This is a genomic window from Mycobacterium sp., assembly GCF_035697385.1.
GTDB lineage: Bacteria > Actinomycetota > Actinomycetes > Mycobacteriales > Mycobacteriaceae > Mycobacterium.
Genome location: NZ_DASSCY010000185.1, coordinates 1 through 25591, shown reverse-complemented (window position 1 = coordinate 25591; position 25591 = coordinate 1). Strand labels below are relative to the sequence as shown.

The window sequence follows — 25591 nt, the reverse complement described above, 5'->3', positions numbered from 1 at the left end:
CTGGGCAGTGGGCTGCAGTGGCTGTCATGGATCGGGCTGGACGACCTGCTCGACGTGTACTACCGCGCGCTGTACGACACTCGCCTGGTCGGACCGGTCAATGCCGTCGCGCCCGAGCCGGTGCGCAGCGCCGACTACACGAAAGCGCTCGCCGGGGTGCTTCATCGTCCCGCGCTACTGCCGGGGCGAAAGCAATTCGCCGAAGCCAATCAGCGGGTGGTGCCGGCCAAGCTCGAGTCGTTGGGCCACCGGTTCCGGCGCGCGAAGATCGATGATGCGTTAGCTCACGAACTCGGGCACGGCTGACGCGAGACGTGGGTGAGAAATCCGCGCACCAGCCCGCGGATCCGTTTCGCCGCGCTGTCGGCGAGTTCGGTTGTGCGCAAGCGTAATTCGTCGTGGCTGAGACCTACGCCGACAACTTCGCCGTCACGGTCGTCGGCCAGCCACAGCTCGAGCAGCGCACGGTCGATCTCGGGGTGAAATTGCAGGGCAAGCGCACGGCCGAGGGTGAACGCCTGCGACGAGTTCGCGGTGCGTGCGATTTCGTTCGCACCAGGGGGCAGCGTCCAGCGGTCGAAATGCCATTGGAACCAGGGCCCACCGGGTACCAGATCCGGGTTGTCACTGGTCACGTCGTACCAGCCGATTTCGGGGACGGCCGACCGCGCGACCGACCCGCCGAACGTCTGCGCGAGCAGTTGGCCGCCGAAGCAGATACCGAGAAGCGCCACCCCGGCGTCCGCGGCGTCGCGAAGCATCTGCATCTCGCCTGCCACCCAGGTGCGGCGCAGCGCGTCGTCGTACACCGGCCACCGCGCACCCAGCGGAACGATCACGTCGTAGCCGGTCGGCTCCGGGAAGGTCACTTCGACGGCGGGATCGTCGATGCGTTCGGCCGGCACCACCTCGAATGTGTCGACGTCGTAGCCGGACTCCGTGAACGCCTCACCCAGCAGGGCTTCGGTCGCGAGATGCTCGTTGTAGATGAACAGAACCTTGGGCGCCACGGTCACATTATTTCGACGGCGGCATGGGTGGCGCATCTTCTGGGGCCAACTCGGCGCCGATCTTGCGGAACAGGGTATCGGCCTCGTTGCGGTAATTGCCCTGGTCGTCGAACGCCCCGGGAGCAAAGGTGACCGCAACGGCGATTGCGATCTTCTGCGACGGTAAGTACGCCTCGAGTGCCGCATACCCGGCGAACATCGGGTTCTGCAGCAGCCAATTGCCGGAGATGACCAGCCCGAGGCCGTAGGTGTAGATGTCGTTCATCTCATCGCAAGTGGTACAGCCGGCCTGCTTGCGTGTCTTGCCCCGCAGATCGGTCGACACCATCAACTTGTACGAATCCGGAGTGAGCAGTTGGCCCGAACCGATGCCGCGGGCGGTCGCTTCGAGGTCGTAGATATTGCTCGTCTGAATCGCGCCGTGGGTGATTGTCCATGACGGGTCCCAGTAGGTGGTTTCCTCGTAAAATGGTGTGCTGTCGGGGATCTGGAGAGCCGTACGACGCTCGGAGCTGAACGCGTGCAACACGGGCGACGGGATCTCCGCGGTGATCGAGTTGACGGTGTTGGTCAGCCCAAGAGGCCGAAGAATCTTGTCGGACAACAGCTTCGCCATGTCCTGGCCGGTGGCCTTCTCAAGGGCTAGGCCCAGCAGCACGTAGTTGGTGTGCGCATAGTTCCAGTTGGTGCCGGGCTCATATAGCAGCGGCTTGGTGGTGGCGTACTGCAGCAACTCGTGGGTGGTCCAGCGCCGGAAGGGATTTGCATAGAGCGCGTCGTTCATCTCGGTGTTGCCAATGACGTAATCGACGTAACCCGAGGTCATTTGTGACAGCTGCCCCAGCGTCACCCGGTCCGCGTGCGGAACCTCGGGCAACCACTTCGACACCTTGTCGTCGAGGTTCACCTTCTTCTCGTCGACCAGTTTCAGCAGCAGCGTTGAAACGTAGGAGATTGCGACGGCGCCGTTGCGAAAATGCATGCCGGTTGTGGCGGGTACGCCGGTCATCGACTCGCCGACCGCCTCGGTAACGACCTCCTGGCCGTCGACGGTCACCCGGACGATGGCGGCCTTCAGATGGGCCTCGGCCATGGTGGCGCGGACGATTCGCATCACCGCGTCGGCCTTGGCGGTTTCGGTGGTGGGGGAGGTGTTTTCCGGCGGAGGAGCGGCGGGCGCGCAGGCGGTCAACATGGCGAGAACGCAGGTGACGGCGAGTAGGCGCCGGGCAACGGGCATGCCCGATCTTGGCAGAGGGACCCCCGCAGTGCGTAAATTGACGCACAAGTGGGCATTCCAGGGCGTGTCAGTCATGGCCGAGTGGTTCCTCACGTCGGGTGAACGCGGTAACCCTAATTGGGATTTGCCGCCGTGGAGCGAGGGCAATGAGGCCGAAGCCCTCATCCACGGAGCGAGCTATTTCGACCGACTCGTCACCGAGGTGGAGGCGCTCGGACCCGGCGACCACCTGTTCTTTGCCGACTGGCGAGGCGACGCCGATGAGAGGTTGCGTGAGAACGGGCCCACCGTCGCCGAACTCTTCCGTGCGGCGGCCGAACGCGGCGTGCTCGTCAAGGGACTCATGTGGCGGTCGTACCCGAACAAGCTTCAGTTCAACGAAGAGCAGAACCGCCATCTCGCCGAGGCCATCGAGCGCGCGGGCGGGGAGGTGCTGCTGGACCAGCGTGTGCTGCTCGGCGGGTCGCACCACCAGCGGCTTGTCCTCCTGCGCCATCCCGACGAACCGCATCGCGACGTCGCATTCATCGGCGGAATCGACCTGTGCCACTCCCGCCGAGACGATGCCTCGCACGAGGGTGACCCGCAGGCGATTCGCATGTCGAGTCGCTACGGCGAGCGCCCACCGTGGCATGACGTGCAGCTACAAGTGCGCGGTCCGGTCGTCGGCGCGCTGGACACCACGTTCCGGGAGCGATGGACGGCCCGCGCGCCGCTGGACCTCTTCAACCCGCTGGCGTGGATACGCGACCGGTTCCAGGGCGCAGACGCGGCACGCCGTCCGCTGCCCGAGCAACCACCCGATCCGCCGCCATGTGGATCACACGCGATCCAGGTATTGCGGACCTACGGCGACGCGCTGATCCAGTACGAGTTCGCCAAGGGCGGCGAGCGCAGCATTGCCCGCGGCTATACGAAGGCGGTCAGGCGCGCCCGCTGCCTGATCTACCTCGAGGACCAATATCTGTGGTCCGAAGAGATCGCGGACCTGCTCGTCGGCGCCCTTACCGCCAATCCGCAGCTGCAGCTGGTGGCGGTCGTTCCCCGGTATTTCGACCTGGAAGGTGGATTTGGCCGTCCGCCAACTCTGGTCGGGCGCCAACTCGCACTCGACGCGTGTCGGCGCGTCGCCCCCGACCGCGTTCATGTCTTCGACGTCGAAAACCACCAGGGCACACCGGTATACGTGCATTCCAAGGTCAGTGTCATCGACGACACCTGGTCCTGCGTGGGCAGCGACAACTTCAATCGAAGGTCGTGGACTCACGACAGCGAGTTGTCATGTGCAGTGCTGGACGCCGACGGCGAGTTCGCGCGCGACCTGCGTCTGCGGTTGCTGCGCGAGCACCTTGATCGTGCGCCGGACGGAAGTGAGGACGGCGGCCTGGCCGATCCGGTCACCGCGGTGCGCGAGATCGTCGAGTCGGCCCAGACCTTGCAGGCGTGGCATGAATCGGGCTGTCGAGGGCGCCGTCCGCCTGGCCGGTTGCGGCCGCACAAGATCGAACGGGTCGATCCGCTCACGCGGCTGTGGGCCGAGCCGGCGTACCGGATGATCTACGACCCGGATGGGCGGTCGTATCGCGATCGGCTGACTGGGTGGCGGCCATGAATGTTTCGGACTGGTTCCTCACCGCATCCGAACGCGGTAACAGCTCTTCGCGTTTGCCTGTGTGGTGCGAGGGCAACCGTGCCGAGCCGCTGATCCACGGCTCGACGTACTTCGATCACCTTGTGACCGAAGTGGAGACGCTTCGCGCGGGTGATTACCTCTTCTTCACCGACTGGCGCGGGGATCCTGACCAGAAAATGCGCGACGGCGGGCCGACGATCGCCGAGTTGTTCTGCGGCGCGGCGAAACGCGGAGTCGTCGTCAAGGGTCTGATGTGGCGGTCACACCTCGACAAGTTTCAGTACAGCGAGGAGGAGAACCAGCATCTCGGCGACGAGATCGAACAGGCCGGCGGCGAGGTGCTGTTGGACCAACGCGTGCGCTTCGGTGGTTCACATCACCAGAAGCTGGTCGTCATCCGTCACCCCGATGCGCCCGAGCGTGACGTGGCGTTCGCCGGCGGCATCGATCTGTGCCACTCGCGCCGTGACGACGAGTCGCATCGCGGTGACCCGCAGGCGATGCGAATGTCCACGCGCTATTCAGACCGGCCGCCGTGGCACGACGTGCAATTGCGGCTGCAGGGCCCGGTTGTCGGGGCGCTGGACATGACGTTCCGTGAACGGTGGAACGACCCCGCACCGCTGGACATGTTGTCGCCGATCGCCTGGATCGAGGACAAGTTGCGCGGCGCCGACCTGAAAGCCGGGAAGCTGCCGGAACAGCCGCCCGATCCGCCGCGCTGCGGGCCGCATGCCGTGCAGGTGCTGCGCACCTACCCCGACGCACATTTCGAGTACGACTTCGCGCCGCACGGCGAGCGCAGCATTGCGCGTGGCTACAGCAAGGCGGTGAAGCGCGCCAGGCGGCTGATCTATCTGGAGGACCAGTACTTGTGGTCGAAATGGGTGGCAGGCCTGTTCGCTCGTGCGTTGGCGGACAACCCGGACCTGCATCTGATCGCGGTCGTGCCACGGTATCCCGACGTCGACGGTCGACTGGCCTTGCCGCCAAACATGATTGGACGTCGCCAGGCAATAGATGCGTGCCGGGACGCCGGACCACGCCGCGTTCACGTGTTCGATGTCGAGAACCACGAGGGCACGCCGGTGTACGTGCACGCCAAAGTCTGTGTGATCGACGATATCTGGGCATCGGTCGGAAGCGACAACTTCAACAGGCGGTCGTGGACGCATGACAGCGAACTGTCATGCGCGGTGCTCGACGAGGATCAGGTGTTCGCCCGTGATCTGCGGTTGCGGCTGATGCGCGAGCATCTGGATCGGGCCGCCGATGGCGGTGAAGACGGGGGACTGGCCGATCCAGATACGGCAGTGCAGGAGATCACCGCCGCGGCACAGGCTCTGGACGCGTGGCATGCGTCCGGTCGGAGCGGACCGAGGCCGCCGGGGCGGCTGCGCCCGCACGCCCCGGAGCGGCTCGGCCGCTTCACCCGGCTGTGGTCGTCACCGGCATACCGGCTCATCTACGATCCAGACGGGCGGGCGTGGCGTGATCGACTCAAGGGCGAGTTGTGAATTCACGCTGAGGTGTTCCTGTCTCGACGAGGCCGGTCAACGCCTGCGGCAAGGGCCCCTTATGCAGGACGCCGAGGCGTTGGGTGGCGCGGGTGAGCGCAACGTACAGCTCGGCGGCCCCGCGTGGCCCATCGGCGATGATCCGCTCCGGCTCCACCACCAGAACGGCGTCGAACTCCAGGCCTTTCGTCTCCGAGGCCGCTAACGTACCCGGCACACCCGGCGGCCCGATCACGACGCTGGTGCCTTCGCGGGTGGCTTCGTCGCTGACGAATTCCTCTATGGCAGTGGGTAGTTCGTCGTCGGTAACCTGCCTGGACCATGGCTGGACACCGCACGCCCGCACTGATTCCGGCGGCTGGACTCCTGGTGCGAACTCGGCGAGCAGCGCGGCGGCGACGGTCATGATCTCCGCCGGGGTGCGGTAGTTCACCGACAGCGGCCGGTAGACCCAGCGGCCGGGCACGTACGGCTCCAGCATCGTGTCCCACGATGTCGCTCCGGCCACCGACCGGCGCTGGGCCAGATCGCCGACCACCGTGAACGATCGGCTCGGACAGCGCCGCATCAGCACCCGCCAGTCCATTTCGGACAGTTCCTGGGCTTCGTCCACAACTACATGGCGGTAGGTCCAATCACGGTCCGCGGCAGCACGTTCGGACAGTTCGCGATTGTCACGTTCGATGAAGCGGTCCGCCAGGTCCTCGGCGTCGAGCATGTCCTTGGCGAGCAGTTGGTCCTCGTCGTCCATCAGGTCCTCCCGATCGACCATGAGGTCCAGTACACCTGCCGCGTATGCGGCTTCCTCCTGCCGTTCGCGCTCGGCGGCCTGGTCGGCTGCCTTGTCCCGGCCCAGCAGGTCGACCAGTTCGTCTAGCAGCGGCACGTCCGAAACCGTCCAGGCCTCTCCGTCAGCGCGCAACAGCGACTGATCGGCGCCCGCCGCTCGCAGCCGTTCGGGGGACGTATAAAGCTGCGCCAAAAGCGTTTCCGGCGTCAGCGTCGGCCAGAGTTCGTCGAGCGCGGCGGTGAACGCCTCGTGGTCCGCAAGCTCGTCGAGAAGCTCGGCCCGCAGGTGCTCCCACGCGGCACGGTCATCCCTTGTCAACCAGTCGCGTCCGATCTTGGCGATCGCCCGTTCGGTCACCACCCAGGTGATGACGTCGGTAAAGACCGCGCGGGCGTCGTTGTGCGGCAACTTGCTCGCGCGGGCCTCTTGGATGGCCCATTCGGCGGTTTCGGCGTCGATCCGCACAGTGACGTCCGCCAGCTTGATGGGCAGCGGATGCTCGGGGACTCGCTGACGATCGGCGACCGCCGCGGCGAGGACGTCCAGAATTTTCAGTGAGCCCTTGAGCCGCGCGGCATCCGGGGTGTCCTCGGCGGCGACGCGTAGACCGGGCACCAGGTCGCCGGTGGTCATGAAGACCACGTTCGTCTCGCCCAGCGACGGTAGGACGCGGCCGATATGGCTCAGGAACGCCGGGGTGGGTCCGATCACGAGCACACCGTGGCGTTCCATCCGCTTGCGCTGGGTGTAGAGCAGGTAGGCGACGCGGTGCAGCGCCACCACCGTCTTCCCAGTGCCCGGGCCACCCTCGATCACCACTACCCCAGGGTGATCGAGCCGGATGACCTCGTCCTGTTCGGCCTGGATCGTCGCGACGATGTCGCGCATTCCCTCACCGCGCGGCGCGTTGACCGCCGCGAGCAGGGCTGCATCGCCCGTGGCCTCGCCGTCGGGGCGGCCGAGGACCTCGTCGGTGAAATCGACGATCCGACGCCCGAGTGTGTGAAACTGGCGGCGCCGGCGCATGTCCTCCGGGTTGGCGGCGGTGGCGATGTAGAACGCGCGTGCTGCCGGTGCCCGCCAATCGAGCAACAGCGTTTCGTAGTCGTTCTCCTCCTTCAACAGACCGATGCGGCCGATGTACAACCGCTCGCCGGAAATGCTGTCCAGCCGACCGAAACACAGTCCGCTGTCAGCGACGTCCAACCGCTTCATCTGTTTGGCGGTCGCACGCACTTCGGAGTCCCGATCGACGAGTGTTCCGCCGTCTTTGGCATCGATGGGGCTGCGCAGCGCCGCGCGGTACCTACCCTTCACTCGCGCGCGCTCGGCGTCGAGCCGCACGTAGAGCCCCCTCACGTAGCTCTGCTCGGACCGCAGTTCGTCGTCATACTCCTGAGTTGACATGTACCCCTTACTTTTTCCCGCTCGACGAAGCTTCGGCCAGCGATTCTGCGGCACGACCCGGGTCTTGCCGCAAGCCCCCCTGTGCGCTATAGATTGAAATTGGCACGCGGTGTTTACTCCCTCGTTCTCGTCTACTGTCCCCGATGGACAACCTCCTCGCGAACTCGCTCCGTACCGGTGCGTGAGATTTGTCGGAGTGGCGATCTATATTCGAATGTATGTTCGATATAGCGGCGTTGACGGCGGTGGATCCGCATGCCGACGAGGCTGCGTTGATCGAGCGGATCGGCTGGTTGGAGCGGGTGAAGTCGGCGGCGGCTGCGGGCCAGGCTCGCGCTGCGGCGGCGATGGATGCGAAGCGTCGCGCTGATGAGGCTGCGGCTGGGGTGCCGAAGGCCAAGCAGGGTTGTGGGTTGGCCAGTGAGGTGGCCTTGGCGCGACACGATTCGCCCTCGCGCGGCGGTCGGCACCTCGGGTTCGCCAATGCCTTGGTGCGTGAGATGCCGCATACGTTGGCCGCGCTTGAGTGTGGTGCGCTCTCGGAGTGGCGGGCCACTTTGATCGTCCGGGAATCGGCGTGTTTGAGTGTTGCGGATCGACGGGTGCTGGATGCCGAACTGTGCGCCGACCTGACCATCCCAGCAGCTGGTGGGGGATGCGGTGGTCGATGAGCGGTCGGAGGCCACGTTGTGGCGGCTGTACCGGCATCCGAAGAGCGGCGCGTTGGTGGCGATGGAGTCGCGGTCGCGGTTGTTCCCCAAAGGGCTGGCCAGATTTATCGGAATACGCGATCGAACGTGTCGCACACCCTACTGTGATGCGCCCATTCGGCATCGCGATCACGCCACCCCACGCAACCGGGGCGGGCCGACCAGCGCTGAGAACGGGCTGGGTGAGTGTGAACGGTGCAACTACATCAAGGAAGCCCCAGGCTGGTGCGTCACTGCTGCTGATGAAAACGGTGTGCACACAGCTGAATTCGTCACACCCACCGGTGCGCGGTATCGGTCGACAGCACCGCCGCTGCCAGGGGCGCCCATGATCGAGATCAGCGAAGTCGAACTCAGGATCGGCATCGACCTCGCCGACCTACACGCCGCGTAATTGGTAGCGCCGTTCAGGTCTGCCCACGCCGTATTGCAGTCGCAGCTCCAGTGCGCCCACGCTCAGGTAGTGCTCGAGATAGCGTCGCGCGCTGACCCGTGAAATCCCAATCAGGTCCGCACATTCGGCTGCCGACACCTCACCGGCGGTCCGAACCGCATCCAGCACCAAACGACCGGTTTCGGCGCCAAGTCCTTTCGGCATGACCTCCTGCGCCGGCGTGCGCGTCGACGCGCCGAACAGCGAGTCGATCAACGATTGGTCAACGCCGCTAGCCGATTCCAGCGCATCGGCTCGCGTCGTGAACGCCTCCAATTTTGCCTTCAATTGGTCGAACTCGAACGGTTTGATCAGGTAATCGGCGGCCCCACCGTCCAGTGCGCCCTTCACGGTGTCCAGCTCCCGAGCCGCGGTGATCATGATGACGCCGACGCGATCGCCCTCGGATCGCAATCGCTGCAACACTTCCAGGCCCGTCATATCGGGTAGGTACACATCGAGCAGGATCAGGTGCGGACGCAGTTCTCGGGCCGCCGACAGCGCCTCCGCGCCAGTGCGGGCCACGCCGACGGCGCGAAATCCGTCCACCCGGTCGACGAATCGACGGTGAATCTCGGCGACCATGAAATCGTCGTCGACGACGAGAACATCACGCATGTCCGGCCTTCTCGATTACGGTCGAACGGCTTGCGGGCAGCCGCACCACGAACATCGCGCCTCCCGCGGCGCCGTCGCTGATCTCTACCGTTCCGCCGTGCTGCGCGGTGACGAGCCGGACCAAGGCAAGGCCGATCCCGCGACCACCCGGGACGTCGGGTTTCGAGGTTACGCCGCGGGCGAAGATCGTCTCCCGAAGGTGTTCTGGCACACCGGGACCAGAGTCGATCACCGAGACCGTCAGGCCGTCGCGGTCCTCGATGCACACCGTGACGCTGGCGGGGTCGGCACCGACCGACACATCGACCGCGTTGTCGATCAGATTGCCAAGCAACGTGATCACATCGGTGGCCAGCGCAGGTTCCAACGCGGCCAGGTGGGACTCCGGCGCCAGCTCCAGCGACACGCCGCTCTCGGCGGCCAGCGACGTCTTCGCGATCAGCAATGCCGCTACCGCGGGATCGGAAATCCGTTGAGTCACAGCGTCACTGATCTCTGCTCGGCGCCGAGTCAGCGTGCCCACCAGGTCACGCACGGAATCGTACTCGCCGAGCTGGACCAGGCCGGAGATGGTGTGCAGCTGGTTGGCGAACTCGTGCGTCTGCGCGCGCAGCGTGTCGGTGACGCTCTTATGCGACGACAACTGCCCCTGCAGCGCGGCCAGCTCTGTGCTGTCACGCATCGTCGTCACCGTGCCGATCCGTTGGCCCTGGCTCGTAGCCGCACGGCGGTTCAGCGCCAGCACCCGGGTGCGGGTGGCGATGACGACGTCACGACCGTCCTCACCGGACAACAGGAAATCGACCACCGCGGGGTCGAACCCGACGCTGTCTACCTTGCGGCCCACCGCCGCACCGGTGACCCCGAGCAGCTCCTGGGCGCTGTCGTTGAGCAGCGTGATGTCGCCCTCGTTGTTCACCGCGACCACTCCCTCACGGATGCTGTGCAGCAGCGCCTCGCGGTGGTCGGCAAGTCCGGCGATCTCGGCGACCTCCAGTCCGCGGGTGTGCCGTTTGATCCGCCGCGACAGCAGCCACGACGCAAGCAGCCCCAGCGCAGCACCGAGTCCGAGGTAGAACAGCAGCCGCTCGCCCGCGCCGCTGAGTAGCTCCCACACCGATGGATACCGCTCGCTCACCGACGCGACCGCGAGCACGTCGCCATCGGTGGACAGAATCGGAACCTGTCCAACGAGGTTGTGCACCCCATTGATGTCGAGATCGCCGAACCACGCCCGGCCCTCGTCGGCCCGGCTAGGCCCCAGATCCATCCGCTGGCCTATGCGCGACGGATCCGACGACACCCGCACAGTGCCGCCAGGGTCCAGAATCTCCGCCAGGCCTGCACCCGACAGCGCGACTGCGCGATCCACTTCCGGCGCAAGCATCCGCGCTGCGAACGGATCTGCGTAGCGATCCCGGACGATCGGCGTCGAAGCCATGTTCTCGGCGACCGCGATCATGCGCTGCCCTCGCACCTCACGGAACTCGCGGGTCGACTGCGCGACCGAGACCGCCGCCACGGCGAGCAGCACCACGGCGACCACAAGTAGTTGAAATATCAGAAACTGACCGGCCAGGCTGCGCCCGAAAGTGTTCACAACGACCAATACGTCCTTTGCGTCCGAATCGGTGACCTAGGTCACTTCGTGGGTCCAGTATTGCTGAGCATCACAAATGAGTGATTGGGGACGACTGTGAAGAGGTGCCGGTTGCCGAGGCAACGAATCATTGCGGGACTGGCCATCGCGGTCATCGCGGCGCTGGTAGCCGGTTGCGGCGTCACGCGCGGCGAAGAAGAGCACGGGTTTCACCGGCTGCGCATGATGGTGCCGAACAGCCCGGGCGGTGGCTACGACCTCACCGCACGCACCGCCGTGAAAATCATGGAAGAAGACGACATCACCGGGCGCGTCGAAGTGTTCAACGTCATCGGTGCCGGCGGCACCGTCGCAATGGCCCGGCTGATGAACGAGAAGGGCAACAACGACCTCATGATGACGATGGGGCTCGGCGTTGTCGGCGCCACCTACACCAACGGTTCGAAGGCGCGGGCGTCCGACGCGACGGCGCTCGCGAAGCTGATCGAGGATCCGGGTGCGGTGTTTGTCCCCGCCGATTCGCCCTTCAAGACGGTGCAGGACTTCGTCGCCGCGTGGAAGGCCGATCCGAGCAAGGTGACGATCGGCGGCGGTTCTTCACCCGGTGGACCCGACCACCTGTTCCCGATGGAACTGGCCAAAGCCGTTGGCGTCGAGCCGAAGTCCGTCAACTACGTCACGTACGACGGCGGCGGCGACCTGCTCACGGCGCTGCTCGGCAAGAAGATCACGGTCGGCACATCGAGTCCCGGTGAACTCATCGACCAGATCGAAGGCGGTCAGCTGCGAGTGCTGGCCGTATCCGGCGACGAACGCGTCGAGGGCATCGACGCACCAACGTTGAAGGAGTCCGGCATCGACCTCACCTTCGCCAACTGGCGCGGAGTCCTTGCGCCACCGGGTATTTCGGACGACGCCAAGCAGGCGATGGTGAAGGCCCTCGAAGAGTTGCACGGCACGCAGCAATGGAAGGAGGCGCTGGTGAAGAATGGCTGGACAGACGCGTTCATAACCGGTGCGCAGTTCGAACAGTTCTTGAAGGATCAGGACAACCGGGTCAGCTCGACCCTGACCGAGCTGGGGCTGGTATGACAACCACCAAAGAACCAGTCGATCACGCGGACTCCAAACCGGTTGACCGGGCGCAGTATCTGGTCTGCGCCGTGCTCGTCGCGGTTGGCGCATTCCTGCTCTACGACGCGCTTACTCTTGAAGCCGGGTTCGCAAAGGTCGACCCCGTCGGGCCCAAGTTCTTCCCGCTCGCCATCGGCGTCATTCTCATTGTGCTGGCGGTGATTCTGGCCATCGCCGTTGCGCGCGGGTCGGTCGGCGAGGCCGACGCCGGGGAGGACGTCGACCCGACCACGCCGGGGGACTGGCGCACGGTCGGCATGCTCGTCGGGCTTTTCGTAGCCGTGATAGTACTCGTCGACCCGCTCGGCTGGGCCATCACCGGCACTCTGCTGTTCGCAGGCACGGCGACCATCCTCGGCAGCAGGCACTACATCCGCAACGTCGTCATCGGCGCCGTGCTGGCCGTCGCCAGCTTCTACGCCTTCTATTCAGGGCTCGGAATCCCGCTGCCCGCAGGCATTTTGGACGGGATCCTCTGACATGGAAAACCTCGACTGGCTACTCCAAGGGTTCGAGCAGGCCGCCACCCCGATGAACCTGCTCTACGCCGTCATCGGCGTGCTACTCGGAACCGCTGTAGGTGTCCTGCCTGGCATCGGCCCGGCCATGACGGTGGCACTGCTGCTCCCGGTGACCTACAACGTCAGCCCCAGCGCGGCGTTCATCATGTTCGCCGGCATCTTCTACGGCGGCATGTACGGCGGATCCACCACGTCGATCCTGCTGAACACGCCGGGGGAGTCGTCGTCGGTCATCACCGCCATCGAAGGCAACAAGATGGCCAAGGCCGGACGCGCCGCACAGGCGCTCGCGACGGCGGCCATCGGATCGTTTGTCGCAGGCGCCATCGGCACCGCGCTGCTCGCGGCCTTCGCGCCACCGATATCGAGATTCGCAGTGACACTTGGCGCCCCGTCTTACCTCGCAATCATGGTGTTCGCGTTGGTCGCGGTGACGGCCGTGCTCGGCGCCTCCAAGCTGCGTGGTGCCATCTCGCTGTTCCTCGGCCTGGCGATCGGCGTTGTCGGCATCGACTTCCTGACCGGTCAGCCGCGTGCGACGTTCGGCCTGCCTCAGCTCTCCGACGGAATCGACATCGTCGTGATCGCTGTCGCGATCTTCGCGATGGGCGAGGCACTGTGGGTGGCCGCGCATCTGCGGCGCCGCCCGGCCGACATCATCCCGGTGGGGCGGCCGTGGATGGGCCGTGATGACTTCAAGCGGTCGTGGAAGCCGTGGTTGCGTGGCACCGCGTACGGTTTCCCGTTCGGCGCTCTTCCTGCCGGCGGTGCCGAACTTCCGACGTTTTTGTCCTACATCACCGAGAAGCGATTTGCCAAGCGCAGCGGGCATGAAGAGGAGTTCGGCAAGGGTGCGATCGAAGGCGTCGCCGGTCCCGAGGCGGCCAACAACGCCTCTGCCGCAGGCACTTTGGTGCCAATGCTGTCGCTCGGCCTGCCTACCAACGCCACTGCGGCTGTCATGCTCACCGCGTTCGTATCGTACGGAATCCAGCCCGGCCCCACGCTTTTCGAGAAGGAGCCGCTGCTGATCTGGACGTTGATCGCCAGTTTGTTCATCGGCAACTTCCTGCTGCTGATCATCAACCTGCCTTTGGCGCCGCTGTGGGCCAAGCTGTTGCGCACACCGCGGCCCTACCTGTACGCAGGCATCCTGTTCTTCGCTGCGCTGGGTGCGCTCGCGGTGAACGTGCAGCCGCTGGATCTGGCGCTTCTGCTGCTGTTCGGTCTGCTCGGCCTGATGATGCGGCGGTTCGGGCTGCCGGTGCTGCCGCTGATCATTGGCGTGATCCTCGGGCCGAGGATCGAACGTCAGTTGCGTCAATCCCTTCAGCTGGGTGGCGGCGACTGGACCAGCCTGTTCACCGAGCCGGTCGCGATCATCGTGTACGTGCTGATGGCGATACTGCTGCTGATGCCGCTGATACTGCGGCTGATGCACCGCAGCGAGGAAACCCTCCTGATCGTCGAGGACGACACGGACCAGAAAGAGAAGGCGCAGGCATGATTGTCGTCGGCTACAGCGCGGACCCGTTCGGCCGGGCGGCCATCGAGCACGGAATCGCCGAGGCCAAGCTGCGGCAGACCAAATTGGTGGTGATCAACTCGACTTCGGGCGATGCATACGCCGACCCGCGGTTTGCGCAATCCGGCGAGGTTCACGACGTCGAGCAGCATCTCAACGAGTGCGGGGTGGAGTTCGAACTGACCCAGCCGGTCGGGGTGGACGCCGCCACCGAGCTGCTCAAGGCGATGGATCGCAGTGACGCCGAGCTGCTCGTGATCGGAATCCGGCATCGCAGCCCGGTCGGCAAGCTGCTGCTCGGCAGCGTGTCACAACAACTGCTGCTCGAGTGCCCCAAGCCTGTATTGGCGGTCAAACCCAGCGACGCCTGACGCGGCTCGTAACACATCGGCTCCGGGAGCGATGAACCTTCTGAGGCCGGAACGCATTCATTGGCTCCGGTGGCACTGAAGGCGTCGATGTCCCGGGAGGATGGCTCAAGGCATAACACTCATCCACCTCGTTTCTTTTCGCCCGCAGCAACTAGCTGGTACCAGGCCGGCGTTGGGGGAGATGACTGCACACGCAGCCGTGGCGGTTATCGCCACGCTCCTTGAGATCCAAAGGAGTCGATGCACGATGGGTGCACCGCTTGAATTTTGCTCTAAGCGCAGCGTTGTCGCTGTTTTGGCTTCAGGGGTAGTCATCTCCCTGACAGCACTCACCGGCGGAATTACGCCGGCGATCGCCGACCCGAAGAACGAACCCGTGATGCCGACGACCACCGTCGCTGTTCCGGAACCTGAAGTGGTCGTTCCCGAGGAGACCAAGCAGGCCGAAGCCGAAACGCCGAAGCCCGAAGCTCCCAAGCCCGAGGCGCCACCAAGCGCGCCCGCAATACTTCCTGCGCCTGAAAGCGTCGAGTCGCCGCCACAGACGCAGGTTCAAACTCAGGAGCCCGAGCCGGCTCCGCAGCCAGTCGCACCGACGACAGCGCCGGTCATCACGCCCGTCGCTCCCGCGTCGCCGACATCGGTGGTGAAATCGCCGGAGACGACGGCCGAAGCTCCCGCGCAACGGGTCGCGGAGCCCTCGACAACTGAGCCTGCACCGGCGACGTCGTCGGAGCAGAAGGCGGCGAGCTCGGCCCCGGCCGGCCCGGCCGCCCCGGCCACGACCAGCGCCACCGCCCCACCTGCTTCGCCGGCACTGGTCGCACCGACCTCGGAAACGGCCAGCGCACCAGCTGCGACTGAAACCGAGGCGAAGACAAGCGCTGAAGGCGAGGAGCCGTCCTCATCCACGGCGTCCTCGTCAACGGCCTCGTCGTCAACGGCCTCCTCGTCCACGGCGGAGTCGTCGACCGTCTCGCAGGCCGCGGAGGTGATCGAGCCGTCCGAACCGCAGACGCTGCAGGCGCCAGAGCAAGACGTCGAGATCGCGAAGACCGCGAAAGTCGTTGAGGTAAAGCCCGAACCGGCGCCAAAGCAGGACGTCGACGCCCTCTCGAGCGAGCTCAATCTCAATCTGGGCCTTGGCCTCCCAGGCATCAGCGCAAGCGCAGACGCGGACGTCCGGCTGGCGAGTGCCCGGGTGTGGGACCGCGACGTTCGGCAATGGAGCCCGGACTGGATCGAATACGACGAGTACTACCGGCCCGTCATCCTGAACCCGTTCCGCGAAAAGGTGCGGATCGTGTACGTGTACCAGAACGCCCCGCGCATCGTGTGGATCCCGCCGCTAGCGCGGATCGTGCTCGAGGTGGCCCAGTTCGCCGCGTACAGCTTCACCGCCGTCGTGGCCACCGCCGCCAACTTGGTCAACGCCGCAGTCAATACGGCGGTCAACGTCGCGGTGGGCAGCTTCTTCGGCGGCGGGTACTACCCCGGCTTCGGGATGCCGTTCCCGCCGCCCCCGCCACCGGTGTTGCGCTATGACAACGTTCCCGTCCTTGTGCGTTATACGGACAGGGTCTACGAACCGTTCCGGGTGCGGCGCATCGTCGACGTCGGCGACGACGCCCGCTTCGGTGAGCGCAAGGTATTGCTCGACGGCGCGACGCCTGCATGGGGTGTGTGGACGCAAACCCCAAGCGGTGAACGGCAATTCGAGGTGCACAGGACTCAGCAGTTCCCAGGCCTCGACAATCCGCAAGAGGCACCACTACCCGGTGACTACCAACTGAGGCTGGCTTCGGACGAGACGTCGTCGTCCGGATTCACAGGCAGAGACATCTTCTTGTTCGTGGCGGCCGGTGTGGTCGGCACGCTGGGCTTCGGTGCGATCGGTCTGGCCTTCTGGCTTGGCCGCCGCAGGCCACAGCACTAGGTGGTGGTGATCCGGATCGTGCCGTCCACGGCCGAAACCGGGTAGCTGCGAACAGACATCGGGTGCCCGCCGGCTTCCGATCCGGTGGCCATGTCGAAGGTGTGGCCGTGCAACGGGCAGACCACCACCTGGTCGTCGGCAAGACCGTCGGCCAGCGGTCCGCCCTTGTGCGGGCACACCGCATCGATGGCGCGCAGGGAGCCGTCCCGAAGCCGGAACACCGCGATCTGTTCTCCGTCGACGGCGAAGGTTCGGCCTTCGCCAACCGGCACGTCGTCGACCCTGCCTACCTCGATGCCGAGACTCACCTCGGTCATCGCACCGGCACCTGCGGCAGCGGCAACAGCGGCAGGGATGTGCGGAATTGCCCTTCTGTCACCGGTTCTCGGCCGTCCTGCCACGGATCGCGGTAGGCGTCGACCGAGCGCTGCATGTTCGCATCGAGTTGCTCGGCGATGCCCTCGGCATCGTCGACCACGATGGCGCGGATCGTGTCGATGCCAATCCGCGGGACGAATTTGTAGGTGCGCTCGAGCCAGTTGGCGTTCTCGCGGTAGTACTGCAGGAACCGGCCGGTGAGTTTGATGACCGTCTCTGCGTCGCCGACCGTCGCGAGAAGGTCGCCCTTGCGAATATGGGCGCCTGCAGCGCCGCCGACATAAATCTCCCAGCGGCCGCCGTCGACGGCGACAACGCCGAGGTCCTTACACAACGATTCCGCGCAGTTACGTGGACAGCCCGTGACGGCGAGCTTCATCTTCGCCGGGCTGGCCAGCCCCTGGTAACGCTCCTCGATGGCGATGCCGAGCGCGGTGGAATCGCCGACGCCGTAGCGGCAAAAGTCGCTACCGACACACGTTTTCACGGTTCGGAAGCTCTTGCCGTACGCGTAGCCCGACGGCATGTCCAGATCCGCCCACACTGCAGGCAGGTCTTCCTTACGCACACCGAGCAGGTCGATTCGTTGCCCGCCGGTCAGCTTGATCAGCGGAACGGAGTACTTGTCGGCGACCTCGGCGATGCGGCGCAGCTGCCATGAATTGGTCACGCCGCCCTTCATCTGCGGCACCACCGAGAAGGTGCCGTCCCGCTGAATGTTGGCGTGCACCCGGTCGTTGATGAACCGGGCGTCCTGTTCGTCGACGAACTCATCGGCCCACATCGTCTCCAGCAGCGACGACAGCGCCCTCTTGGAGTTGGCGTCCTCGCGGCCGTCCGGCGCGAGCGCGGCGAACACCGATGACACCGAATGCAATTCGAGCTCGCGGATGTGTCGCATCAACGTCGGCTTGTCATACGGGATCCCCGGCACGTACCACGACGCGGAGGGGTCCTCGGTGAGCGCACCGCCGGAGGCCCACCCGACGATCTGGCCGACGAGTTCCTTGCATGATCCGCAGCCCTTGCCCGCCTTGGTTTTCGCCATCACGCCGGTGACCGACGTCTCGCCCGACTGCACGCAACTCACCAGCGCTGCCTTGTTCACGCCGTTGCAGTTGCACACCTGGGCGTCGTCGGACATCTCGGCGACGCCGACAGCCACCTCCGGGGTGCCGATGTCGAACATCAGCGAGACGCGCTCCTCTGGCAGCGGTAACCCGCTGTCGAACGCCTGGGTCAGGAACGACACCTTGCTCACGTCGCCGAGCAATGTGGCGCCGACGAGCTTGCCGTCGCGGATGACGATGGTCTTGTACACGCCGTGCCGTGGCTCGGAATACTGGACGAACTCGTCGTCTTCGAGTTCGGGTGCCTTCAGGCCCATCGCGGCGACGTCGACGCCTGCGACCTTGAGCTTGGTGGCCGTGCGCGACCCGTGGTACGCGGCGCTGCGGTCGGTGCCGGTCAGGTGGTCGGCCAGCACGGTCGCCTGTTCCCACAGCGGCGCCACCAGCCCGTAGACCTGGCCGCGGTGCTGGGCGCATTCGCCGACCACATAGATTGCGTCGTCGTCGACCGAGCGCATGTGGTCGTCGACGACGATCGCGCGCTCGACGGTCAGGCCTGCGCGTTGCGCCAGCCCGACATTGGGCCGGATGCCCGCCGCGATGACCAACATGTCGCAGTCGATCGAACTGCCGTCGGAGAACACGACTCCCGCCATCCGGCCGCTGCCGTCAAGGCGAACTTCGGTGGTGCGCTTGTCCAGGTGAACGGTTATCCCGATGCCTTGTACCGACTTTCGTAAGATCGCTCCTGCGGTGTCGTCGAGCTGCGCGTTCATCAGCGTCGGACCCGCGTGTACGACGTCGACCGTCAGCCCGCGGTTCTGCAGTCCTCGCGCGGCCTCGAGTCCCAGCAGACCGCCGCCGATCACCACCGCCTTGGTGCGGTGTGCGGCTTGCGAGATCATGCCGACGCAGTCGTCGAGCGTGCGGAAGCCGAACACGCCGTCGCTCAAAGTCTTGTTGTCCGCCCATAACCCGGCCATCGGCGGGAAGAAGGACCGGCTGCCGGTCGCCAGGATCAGATAGTCGTAGCGGGTGACCGAACCGTCGTCGGCGTACGCCAGGTGTGCGAACGGATCGATGCGCACCACCCGAACCCCGGCCCGAAGGTCGATGCCGTTGTCGTTGTACCAGTCCAGCCCGTTGAGATAGATCTCGTCAGCGTGGTCGCTGCCGGCCAGCACATTCGACAGCAGGATCCGGTTGTAGTTGCCGTACGGTTCGTCACCGAACACCGTGATGTCGAACTTCTCGGCGCCGCCGCGCAGCAGGATCTCCTCGATCGCGCGCACCCCGGCCATCCCGTTGCCGACCACGACCAGCTTCTGTCGCATCACACCTCCACCAGGCCGAGGTCGACGATCACCGTCCCGCTGCAGCCGCTGGGTGCGGCGACATGCAGCTCAAGGACCGTGTCGGCGAGCAGATCCTCGACGACGCGCAAGGCGACATGCGTGGCACCCCTGGCCGCGATCGGGAAGTAGCGCATCGGTTTTCCGTCGCGGAACAGCACCACGGTGATCATCTGCTTGGTGGAGTTGCCGCCCCGGAAGTACACCGGCTGCGTTACGGCACCCGCTGGCACCACGTAGCGCAGGGACTCATCGAGCAGCGACGGCTTGTCCAAACCGTTGCCCTCGAACTCAAATGGGCCCTGCAGGAATCGTGGAGTGCTGCCGTCGCTCACCCTCACCGACGCTAGGGCGCATTTGTTTCTGGTTCGTTTCCCCGATGAGTCGGCCATGAATCCCATTGCGCACCAGCAATGCAAGCGCAGGTGTGAGCGGGTGTTGACATTTCCGACACGGCCGTGCAATCGCTGCGGAATGGCGTCCCCGTAAAAATGACGCAACTGCTGCTGGGAGGCCTTCGTGACAATTCTGACCCGCGACCGCAACATCGAACACTGGGATGCCGAAGACGTCGAGGCCTGGGAAGGCACCGGCGGGAAGACCCCCGGAAAGCAAATAGCGAAACGCAATCTGATCTGGTCGATCTTCGCCGAACACGTCGGCTTTTCGGTGTGGTCGATCTGGTCGGTGATGGTGCTGTTCATGCCGCAGGCCACCTACGGCATCGACCCGGCGGGCAAGTTCTATCTGGTCGCGGTACCCACGCTGGTCGGTGCAGCGATGCGGATCCCGTACACCATCGCCCCAGCCAAGTTCGGCGGGCGCAACTGGACGATCGTCAGCGCCCTCCTGCTGCTGATACCAACCTTGCTGACGCTCTATTTCATGCAGCGACCAGAGACCTCCTACACCACGTTCATGATCGTCGCGGCGTTCGCAGGCTTCGGCGGCGGCAACTTCGCGTCGTCGATGACCAACATCAATGCGTTCTACCCGCAGCGGCTCAAGGGCTGGGCGCTGGGATTGAACGCCGGCGGCGGCAACATCGGCGTGCCGGCCATCCAGCTCGTCGGTCTACTGGTGATCGCCGTGTTCAGCAACACCGCAGCCGAAATCGTCTGTGCCATTTACCTTGTCCTGATCGCGCTGGCGGCGGTGGGCGCGGCGCTGTTCATGGACAACCTCGGCAACCAGCGGTCCAACCTCGGCGCGATGGCAGAAGCGTTGCGGTACAAGCACTCCTGGGTGATGAGCTTCCTCTATATCGGGACGTTCGGATCGTTCATCGGCTTCTCGTTCGCGTTCGGCCAGGTGCTGCAAATCAACTACCTAGCCGGCGGCGACACGCCCGCGCAGGCATCCCTGCACGCCGCGCAGATCGCGTTCATCGGGCCTCTTCTCGGTTCCATTTCGCGGCCATTTGGCGGGAAGCTGTCCGACCGGATCGGTGGTGGCAAGGTGACGCTGTACACCTTCATCGCGATGATCTTCGCGGCGGGAATCCTCGTGACGGCAGGCGTGCTCGACGACGGCGCGGCCGGAGCTCCGACGGGCGGGCAGATGACGGCCTACGTCGTGGGATTCATCCTGCTGTTCATCCTGTCCGGCCTCGGCAACGGCTCGACGTACAAGATGATCCCGTCGATCTTCGAGGCCAAGGCGCAGGGCCGTGACGAGTTCAGCCGCGACGAGAAGGCGGCGTGGTCGCGGGCCATGTCCGGTGCGCTGATCGGGTTCGCCGGTGCGATCGGAGCGCTCGGCGGAGTGTTCATCAACGTCGTGCTGCGCGCCTCGTACGTCGGCGAAGCGAAGTCGGCCACCAACGCATTCTGGGTCTTCATGGGCTTCTATGTGATCTGCGCCATAGTCACCTGGGTCGTTTTCCTGCGGATCAAGTCCGCCAGGGCAGGCGCGGGTGAAGAAATCGGCCGCATGGCGGCACCCGTGCCGGCCACCTGAGCTGCGCAAACGATGCTCACCGGCCCGCATCTGGGCCGGTGAGCATCAATTTTCACCCCGATAACGTCATTGGAAAAGAGCCCGAAACATTGCCAGCCCACCATGGGCGTCATGGCGGTGACCCGTACGGCGTGCTCGTACTGCGGTGTCGGCTGCGGCATCGAGGTGCAGACCAAGACCGATCGCAGCACCGGTAAGCAGGTCATAGCCCGCGTTTCAGGGGACAAGCTGCATCCCACGAACTTCGGCCGGTTGTGCACCAAGGGCGCCACCCACGCTGAATTGATGGCCGCCGACGACGGGCGGTTGACATCCGCACTGGTGCGCCCGGCGCGCAACGAAGAGCTGGTGCCCACCCCAGTCGACGACGCCGTTGCCGAAGCCGGCCGACGGCTGCGTGACATTGTCGATGAGCACGGTCCGGATGCGGTCGCACTGTACGTGTCGGGCCAGATGTCCATCGAGGCGCAATATCTGGCCAACAAGCTGGCCAAGGGTTTCCTGCGGACCGTGCACATCGAGTCGAATTCACGGTTGTGTATGGCCAGCGCCGGAACGGGGTTCAAGCAGTCGCTCGGCGCCGACGGCCCGCCGGGGTCCTATACCGACTTCGATTGCACCGACCTGTTTTTCGTCATCGGGTCGAACATGGCCGACTGCCATCCCATTCTGTACCTGCGGATGGCCGATCGCCTCAAGGCGGGGGCCAAGCTGATCGTCGTCGACCCCCGCCGCACCACCACCGCGGATAAGGCCGACCTGTTCCTGCAGATAAAGCCGGGCACCGATCTGGCACTGCTCAACGGCTTACTGCACCTGCTGGTCCAAAACGGCGACATCGACGCCGATTTCATCGCCGCGCACACCAGCGGCTGGGAGGCAATGCCGGAATTCCTCGCCGACTACTCGCCCGACCGCGTCTCCGAGATCACCGGCATTCCCTCAGAAGACATCCGCACCGCCGCCCGGATGATCGCCGACGCGGGGGAGTGGATGAGCTGCTGGACGATGGGACTCAACCAGAGCACCCACGGCACCTGGAACACCAACGCGATCTGCAACCTGCACCTGGCGACCGGCGCCATCTGCAGGCCAGGCAGCGGACCGATGTCGCTCACGGGTCAACCCAACGCGATGGGCGGACGCGAAATGGGTTACATGGGACCCGGTTTGCCCGGCCAGCGTTCGGTGGTCTCGGCCGACGACCGCGAGTTCGTCGAGCAGCAATGGGGTTTGGCGCCCGGGACCCTTCGCTCCGATGTCGGGCCGGGCACCATTGAAATGTTCGAGCAGCTCGCCGACGGCGACATCAAGGCGTGCTGGATCATCTGCACCAATCCCGTTGCCACCGTGGCCAATCGAAAGACGGTGATCACCGGCCTCGAGGCGGCCGATCTCGTCATCACCCAGGACACCTACCGCACCACGGCGACGAACCACTACGCCGACATCGTGCTGCCTGCCACGCTGTGGGCCGAATCCGACGCCGTCATGGTCAACTCCGAGCGCAATCTCACACTGCTGCAGCAGTCGATTCCGCCTGCGGGCCAGGCCCGCCCGGACTGGCAACTGATCTGCCAGGTCGCCACCCAGATGGGCTTCGGCGAGCATTTCCGCTACGAGTCCAGCGAGCAGATCTTCGACGAGATCAGGCAGTTCTGGAATCCCAAGACCGGCTACGACCTGCGTGGCGCCAGTTACGAGCGGCTACGGCAGACCTCGCTGCAATGGCCGTGCCCGCCCGACGACGACGCCGATCGCCACCCGATCCGTTACCTCAACGACGGTGTGAGCCAAGACCTGTTCGTCGACGAGAACGGTCAGGTGCCACGGCTGGCCTTCGCGACGCCGTCACGGCGCGCGGCGTTCCTGGCGCGTCCACACATGGACCCACGCGAACTGCCCGACGACGACTACCCGCTGGTGCTCAACACCGGCCGGCTGCAACACCAGTGGCACACCATGACCAAGACCGGCAAGGTCGACAAGCTCAACAAGCTCGACAGCGGACCGTTCGTCGAGGTCCATCCCGCCGATGCGCTGGCGCTGAACATCGTCGCCGGCCAGCCCGTCGAGCTGGCCTCACGGAGGGGCCGCGCCGTGCTGCCCGCCGTGGTCACGGACCGGGTGCTGCCCGGCAACTGTTTCGTGCCGTTCCATTGGAACGACGAACACGGCGAATACCTGACGGTCAATGCGCTGACCAACGACGCCGTCGACCCCGACTCGCTGCAACCGGAGTTCAAGGCGTGTGCCGTGAGCCTGCGCCCTGCCAAGTCAGTCCAACCCGCCGACGATTACCAGCCGACTCTGAGCCACGACGAAAAGATCTACGTCACAGCCTTTTTCCGCGGGATTGCCGACGGGGTGAGTGGCGTTCCGGTGCTGCCGCCCTCGGCGCCGGTCTCGGCCGACGTGCGGCTGTGGGTCGACGGCCTGCTGGCCGGAAAGTACTCCAGGCTCACAGACACGGCGCCGCAACCCAAGGGCGGCCCGCTGGTGCTGTGGGCCTCGCAGACCGGCAACGCCGAGGACTTCGCCTCCCGGCTGGCCGAGAAGCTCGGCGGCTCGCAGCTGGTCAACATGAACGACCTGCAGCTGCCGGATTTGGCCACTGCCCGCGACGTGTTGGTGATCACCAGCACCTTCGGTGACGGCGGCCCACCGGACAACGGCGCGACCTTCTGGGACCAGCTCGACTCTCCGGATGCGCCTGCGCTGGACGGCATCCGCTACGCGGTGCTTGGCATCGGCGACCGTTCGTATGACAACTTCTGCGGCCACGCCAAGTCCATCGACACGCGGCTGGAGGCGCTTGGCGCAACGCGGATGCTCGAACGCACCGAATGCGAGATCTACGACGACGAGCCGATGGACCGCTGGGCCGAAAAGGTCACCACGCTTCTGGCCGGCGCACCCGACGCGCCCGCACCGTCGAATGGCAACGGCGGCGGGGTGTCCACGATCGCGCGGCCCAAGACCGCCACCGAACCGTTCACGCGCGCCAAACCTCTTCTCGCGCGCCTGTCCCGCAATACCGTGCTGACCCCGCCGACATCGCGAAAAGAGGTGCGCCAGTTCGGGTTTGACATCTCCGAATACGACGTCACCTACGCGGCAGGCGACTCGCTTGGCGTGTACGCCACCAACAGTCCTGCTGTGGTGGATGCATGGCTGGCGGCCACCGGCCTTTCAGGCGACGCCGAGGTCGAGGTCGACGGCAACGAGCAGTCGCTGCGCGACGCCCTGATCGTGTCCTACGACATCTGCCGGGTCACGCCGAACCTGCTGCGGTTCGTCGCCGAATCGTGCAATGACCGCGCCGCGGCCAAGGCGCTGCGCGCGCCGAGGGACAAGCTCGACAAATGGCTGGTTGGCCGCAACGGGCTGGACATCGTGACCGAGTTCGCGGTGCATGCCGAGCCCGAGCAGTGGCAGGAAGTTTTGGTGCGGCTGACGCCGCGGAACTACTCGATTTCGTCGAGCCCGCTTGTCAGCCCCAACGAGGTGCAGCTGACGGTGTCGGTGGTGCGCTACGGCGGCGTCAACGGCGGCCAGCGGGGCGGTGTCTGCTCGACGTTCCTGGCGGACCGCGCAGCGGCAGCGGCAGTGTTTTTGCAGCGCTCACCGCATTTCCGCCCGCCCGAGGACCAGAACACACCGATGATCATGGTGGGCCCCGGCACCGGCATCGCGCCGTTCCGCGGCTTCCTGCAGGAGCGACGGGCGCTCGGGCACTCCGGCCGCAACTGGCTGTTCTTCGGCGACCGGCATCGCAGCGAAAACTTCTACTACCGCGACGATTTGGAGGACATGGTCCGCGACGGCTTCCTCAACCGCCTGGATCTGGCCTTCTCCCGGGACCAGGCCGACCGGGTCTACGTGCAGCACAAGATGCTCGACTACGGCGCCGACGTCTGGCGCTGGCTCGACGACGGAGCGCACTTCTACGTCTGCGGTGATGCCACCCGAATGGCCAAGGACGTCGACGATGCGCTGACCACGATCATCGCCAAGCACGGCAAGATGTCGCACGAGAAGGCACACGACTACAAGCGCGAACTGGTCGCCGAGAAACGCTACGTCCGCGACGTGTACTGAGCCGGCGATCTGCGTTCAACGGCGAGGTCGTCGGAGTGTCCGGCGTCGAGTCGCGGCCACTGGGCGACGGGGCGTCCGCCCCACTCCTCCGATACCGGCGCCCATGTGGGCGACCCGCTGTCGCTCCTCATGGAGCAGTGTTGCGGCCAGCCGGTGGGTGATTCCTCCCAAGGCTCCTGGCGTCCGTAGACGGTCAGGTCCATGAGCGAGTAGTTGTAGTCCATGGCCTCCACGCCCCGGCGCTTCGTCCAGTAGGTCTCGAAGACGCGGTCGCCGTCCCGTAGGT

General features: G+C 65.4%; 20 protein-coding genes and 1 pseudogene. 11 read left to right on the top strand and 10 right to left on the bottom strand.

All coding sequences use genetic code 11. The features are described from left to right. A partial coding sequence (locus VFH65_RS15090) for a DUF1731 domain-containing protein (RefSeq protein ID WP_353322496.1) occupies positions 1-306 on the top strand: 306 nt, incomplete at its 5' end. On the opposite strand, the gene VFH65_RS15085 is transcribed toward VFH65_RS15090, so the two are convergent. Both VFH65_RS15085 and VFH65_RS15080 read right to left on the bottom strand, forming a co-directional pair. Then, positions 285-1010, bottom strand: a complete 726-nt coding sequence (locus tag VFH65_RS15085; RefSeq protein WP_353322495.1) for a type 1 glutamine amidotransferase — start codon at positions 1008-1010, stop codon at positions 285-287. The two genes, VFH65_RS15090 and VFH65_RS15085, sit on opposite strands and share 22 nt — an antisense overlap. Before the next feature lie 7 nt (positions 1011-1017). Beyond that, the gene (locus VFH65_RS15080) at positions 1018-2250 is read right to left on the bottom strand and encodes a serine hydrolase domain-containing protein (protein WP_414688427.1); all 1233 of its coding nucleotides are present in this window, start codon (positions 2248-2250) and stop codon (positions 1018-1020) included. 73 nt (positions 2251-2323) lie between these two features. Here VFH65_RS15080 and VFH65_RS15075 point away from each other — a divergent pair, with 73 nt between their 5' ends. Both VFH65_RS15075 and VFH65_RS15070 read left to right on the top strand, forming a co-directional pair. Continuing rightward, positions 2324-3862: a phospholipase D family protein gene (locus VFH65_RS15075; protein ID WP_353322498.1), complete on the top strand. Its 1539-nt coding sequence runs from the start codon at positions 2324-2326 to the stop codon at positions 3860-3862. Then, positions 3859-5400 (top strand): phospholipase D family protein, encoded by a 1542-nt coding sequence (locus VFH65_RS15070; RefSeq protein ID WP_353322494.1) that lies wholly within the window; start codon positions 3859-3861, stop codon positions 5398-5400. Before VFH65_RS15075 ends, VFH65_RS15070 begins: the two co-directional genes overlap by 4 nt. On the opposite strand, the gene helR is transcribed toward VFH65_RS15070, so the two are convergent. Beyond that, positions 5384-7597 carry an RNA polymerase recycling motor ATPase HelR gene (helR, locus tag VFH65_RS15065; RefSeq protein WP_353322493.1) on the bottom strand — a complete coding sequence of 738 codons (2214 nt, stop codon included), beginning with the start codon at positions 7595-7597 and terminating at the stop codon, positions 5384-5386. The genes VFH65_RS15070 and helR overlap by 17 nt on opposite strands. Before the next feature lie 218 nt (positions 7598-7815). On the opposite strand from helR, the pseudogene VFH65_RS15060 reads away from it, so the two are divergent. After that, positions 7816-8701 (top strand): annotated as a pseudogene (locus tag VFH65_RS15060) (HNH endonuclease). Here the strand turns inward: VFH65_RS15060 and VFH65_RS15055 are convergent. Next, entirely contained in the window at positions 8687-9358 is a 672-nt protein-coding gene (locus VFH65_RS15055) for a response regulator (RefSeq protein WP_353322492.1), read from the bottom strand. The pseudogene VFH65_RS15060 and the gene VFH65_RS15055 sit on opposite strands and share 15 nt — an antisense overlap. Continuing rightward, positions 9351-10958, bottom strand: a complete 1608-nt coding sequence (locus VFH65_RS15050; protein ID WP_353322490.1) for a sensor histidine kinase — start codon at positions 10956-10958, stop codon at positions 9351-9353. The genes VFH65_RS15055 and VFH65_RS15050 overlap by 8 nt, the downstream gene beginning before the upstream one ends. Before the next feature lie 111 nt (positions 10959-11069). On the opposite strand from VFH65_RS15050, the gene VFH65_RS15045 reads away from it, so the two are divergent. Genes VFH65_RS15045 through VFH65_RS15030 form a run of 4 tightly spaced genes read left to right on the top strand, consistent with a single transcriptional unit; the run spans position 11070 to position 14509 of the window. Then, positions 11070-12050 carry a Bug family tripartite tricarboxylate transporter substrate binding protein gene (locus tag VFH65_RS15045; protein WP_414688426.1) on the top strand — a complete coding sequence of 327 codons (981 nt, stop codon included), beginning with the start codon at positions 11070-11072 and terminating at the stop codon, positions 12048-12050. After that, entirely contained in the window at positions 12047-12571 is a 525-nt protein-coding gene (locus tag VFH65_RS15040; RefSeq protein WP_353322489.1) for a tripartite tricarboxylate transporter TctB family protein, read from the top strand. The genes VFH65_RS15045 and VFH65_RS15040 overlap by 4 nt, the downstream gene beginning before the upstream one ends. A gap of 1 nt (position 12572) precedes the next feature. Further along, entirely contained in the window at positions 12573-14120 is a 1548-nt protein-coding gene (locus VFH65_RS15035; RefSeq protein WP_353322487.1) for a tripartite tricarboxylate transporter permease, read from the top strand. Then, positions 14117-14509, top strand: coding sequence for a universal stress protein (locus tag VFH65_RS15030; RefSeq protein ID WP_353322486.1), 393 nt, complete (start codon positions 14117-14119; stop codon positions 14507-14509). Before VFH65_RS15035 ends, VFH65_RS15030 begins: the two co-directional genes overlap by 4 nt. Positions 14510-15067: 558 nt before the next feature. On the opposite strand, the gene VFH65_RS15025 is transcribed toward VFH65_RS15030, so the two are convergent. Beyond that, positions 15068-15466, bottom strand: coding sequence for a hypothetical protein (locus VFH65_RS15025; RefSeq protein WP_353322485.1), 399 nt, complete (start codon positions 15464-15466; stop codon positions 15068-15070). A gap of 34 nt (positions 15467-15500) precedes the next feature. Here VFH65_RS15025 and VFH65_RS15020 point away from each other — a divergent pair, with 34 nt between their 5' ends. After that, complete coding sequence (locus tag VFH65_RS15020) at positions 15501-16445, top strand: hypothetical protein (RefSeq protein WP_353322483.1); 945 nt, start codon at positions 15501-15503, stop codon at positions 16443-16445. On the opposite strand, the gene VFH65_RS15015 is transcribed toward VFH65_RS15020, so the two are convergent. From VFH65_RS15015 to VFH65_RS15005, 3 genes are read right to left on the bottom strand one after another with little or no spacing between them, the layout of a single operon-like run. Beyond that, positions 16442-16762 (bottom strand): Rieske (2Fe-2S) protein, encoded by a 321-nt coding sequence (locus VFH65_RS15015; protein WP_353322481.1) that lies wholly within the window; start codon positions 16760-16762, stop codon positions 16442-16444. The genes VFH65_RS15020 and VFH65_RS15015 overlap by 4 nt on opposite strands. Beyond that, positions 16759-19227, bottom strand: coding sequence for a nitrite reductase large subunit NirB (gene nirB, locus VFH65_RS15010; RefSeq protein ID WP_353322480.1), 2469 nt, complete (start codon positions 19225-19227; stop codon positions 16759-16761). The genes VFH65_RS15015 and nirB overlap by 4 nt, the downstream gene beginning before the upstream one ends. After that, complete coding sequence (locus tag VFH65_RS15005; protein WP_353322479.1) at positions 19227-19580, bottom strand: molybdopterin oxidoreductase; 354 nt, start codon at positions 19578-19580, stop codon at positions 19227-19229. Before VFH65_RS15005 ends, nirB begins: the two co-directional genes overlap by 1 nt. A 193-nt stretch (positions 19581-19773) precedes the next feature. On the opposite strand from VFH65_RS15005, the gene VFH65_RS15000 reads away from it, so the two are divergent. Further along, a complete protein-coding gene (locus tag VFH65_RS15000) occupies positions 19774-21204 on the top strand; it encodes a nitrate/nitrite transporter (RefSeq protein WP_414688428.1) in 1431 nt (476 codons plus the stop codon). Between the two features lie 111 nt (positions 21205-21315). After that, a complete protein-coding gene (locus VFH65_RS14995; RefSeq protein WP_353322476.1) occupies positions 21316-25305 on the top strand; it encodes a bifunctional nitrate reductase/sulfite reductase flavoprotein subunit alpha in 3990 nt (1329 codons plus the stop codon). Here the strand turns inward: VFH65_RS14995 and VFH65_RS14990 are convergent. Continuing rightward, positions 25284-25591, bottom strand: a 308-nt coding sequence (locus VFH65_RS14990) for a DUF899 family protein (protein ID WP_353322475.1), incomplete at its 5' end; no start/stop codon positions are given. The two genes, VFH65_RS14995 and VFH65_RS14990, sit on opposite strands and share 22 nt — an antisense overlap.

Bases quoted from the DNA above. Each gene is read 5' to 3' on its own strand.
- VFH65_RS15080 (WP_414688427.1), bottom strand. From the start codon at position 2,250: ATGCCCGTTGCCCGGCGCCTACTCGCCGTCACCTGCGTTCTCGCCATG.
- VFH65_RS15075 (WP_353322498.1), top strand. From the start codon at position 2,324: ATGGCCGAGTGGTTCCTCACGTCGGGTGAACGCGGTAACCCTAATTGG.
- VFH65_RS15070 (WP_353322494.1), top strand. From the start codon at position 3,859: ATGAATGTTTCGGACTGGTTCCTCACCGCATCCGAACGCGGTAACAGC.
- helR (WP_353322493.1), bottom strand. From the start codon at position 7,597: ATGTCAACTCAGGAGTATGACGACGAACTGCGGTCCGAGCAGAGCTAC.
- VFH65_RS15055 (WP_353322492.1), bottom strand. From the start codon at position 9,358: ATGCGTGATGTTCTCGTCGTCGACGACGATTTCATGGTCGCCGAGATT.
- VFH65_RS15040 (WP_353322489.1), top strand. From the start codon at position 12,047: ATGACAACCACCAAAGAACCAGTCGATCACGCGGACTCCAAACCGGTT.
- VFH65_RS15035 (WP_353322487.1), top strand. From the start codon at position 12,573: ATGGAAAACCTCGACTGGCTACTCCAAGGGTTCGAGCAGGCCGCCACC.
- VFH65_RS15030 (WP_353322486.1), top strand. From the start codon at position 14,117: ATGATTGTCGTCGGCTACAGCGCGGACCCGTTCGGCCGGGCGGCCATC.
- VFH65_RS15015 (WP_353322481.1), bottom strand. From the start codon at position 16,762: ATGACCGAGGTGAGTCTCGGCATCGAGGTAGGCAGGGTCGACGACGTG.
- nirB (WP_353322480.1), bottom strand. From the start codon at position 19,227: ATGCGACAGAAGCTGGTCGTGGTCGGCAACGGGATGGCCGGGGTGCGC.
- VFH65_RS14995 (WP_353322476.1), top strand. From the start codon at position 21,316: ATGGCGGTGACCCGTACGGCGTGCTCGTACTGCGGTGTCGGCTGCGGC.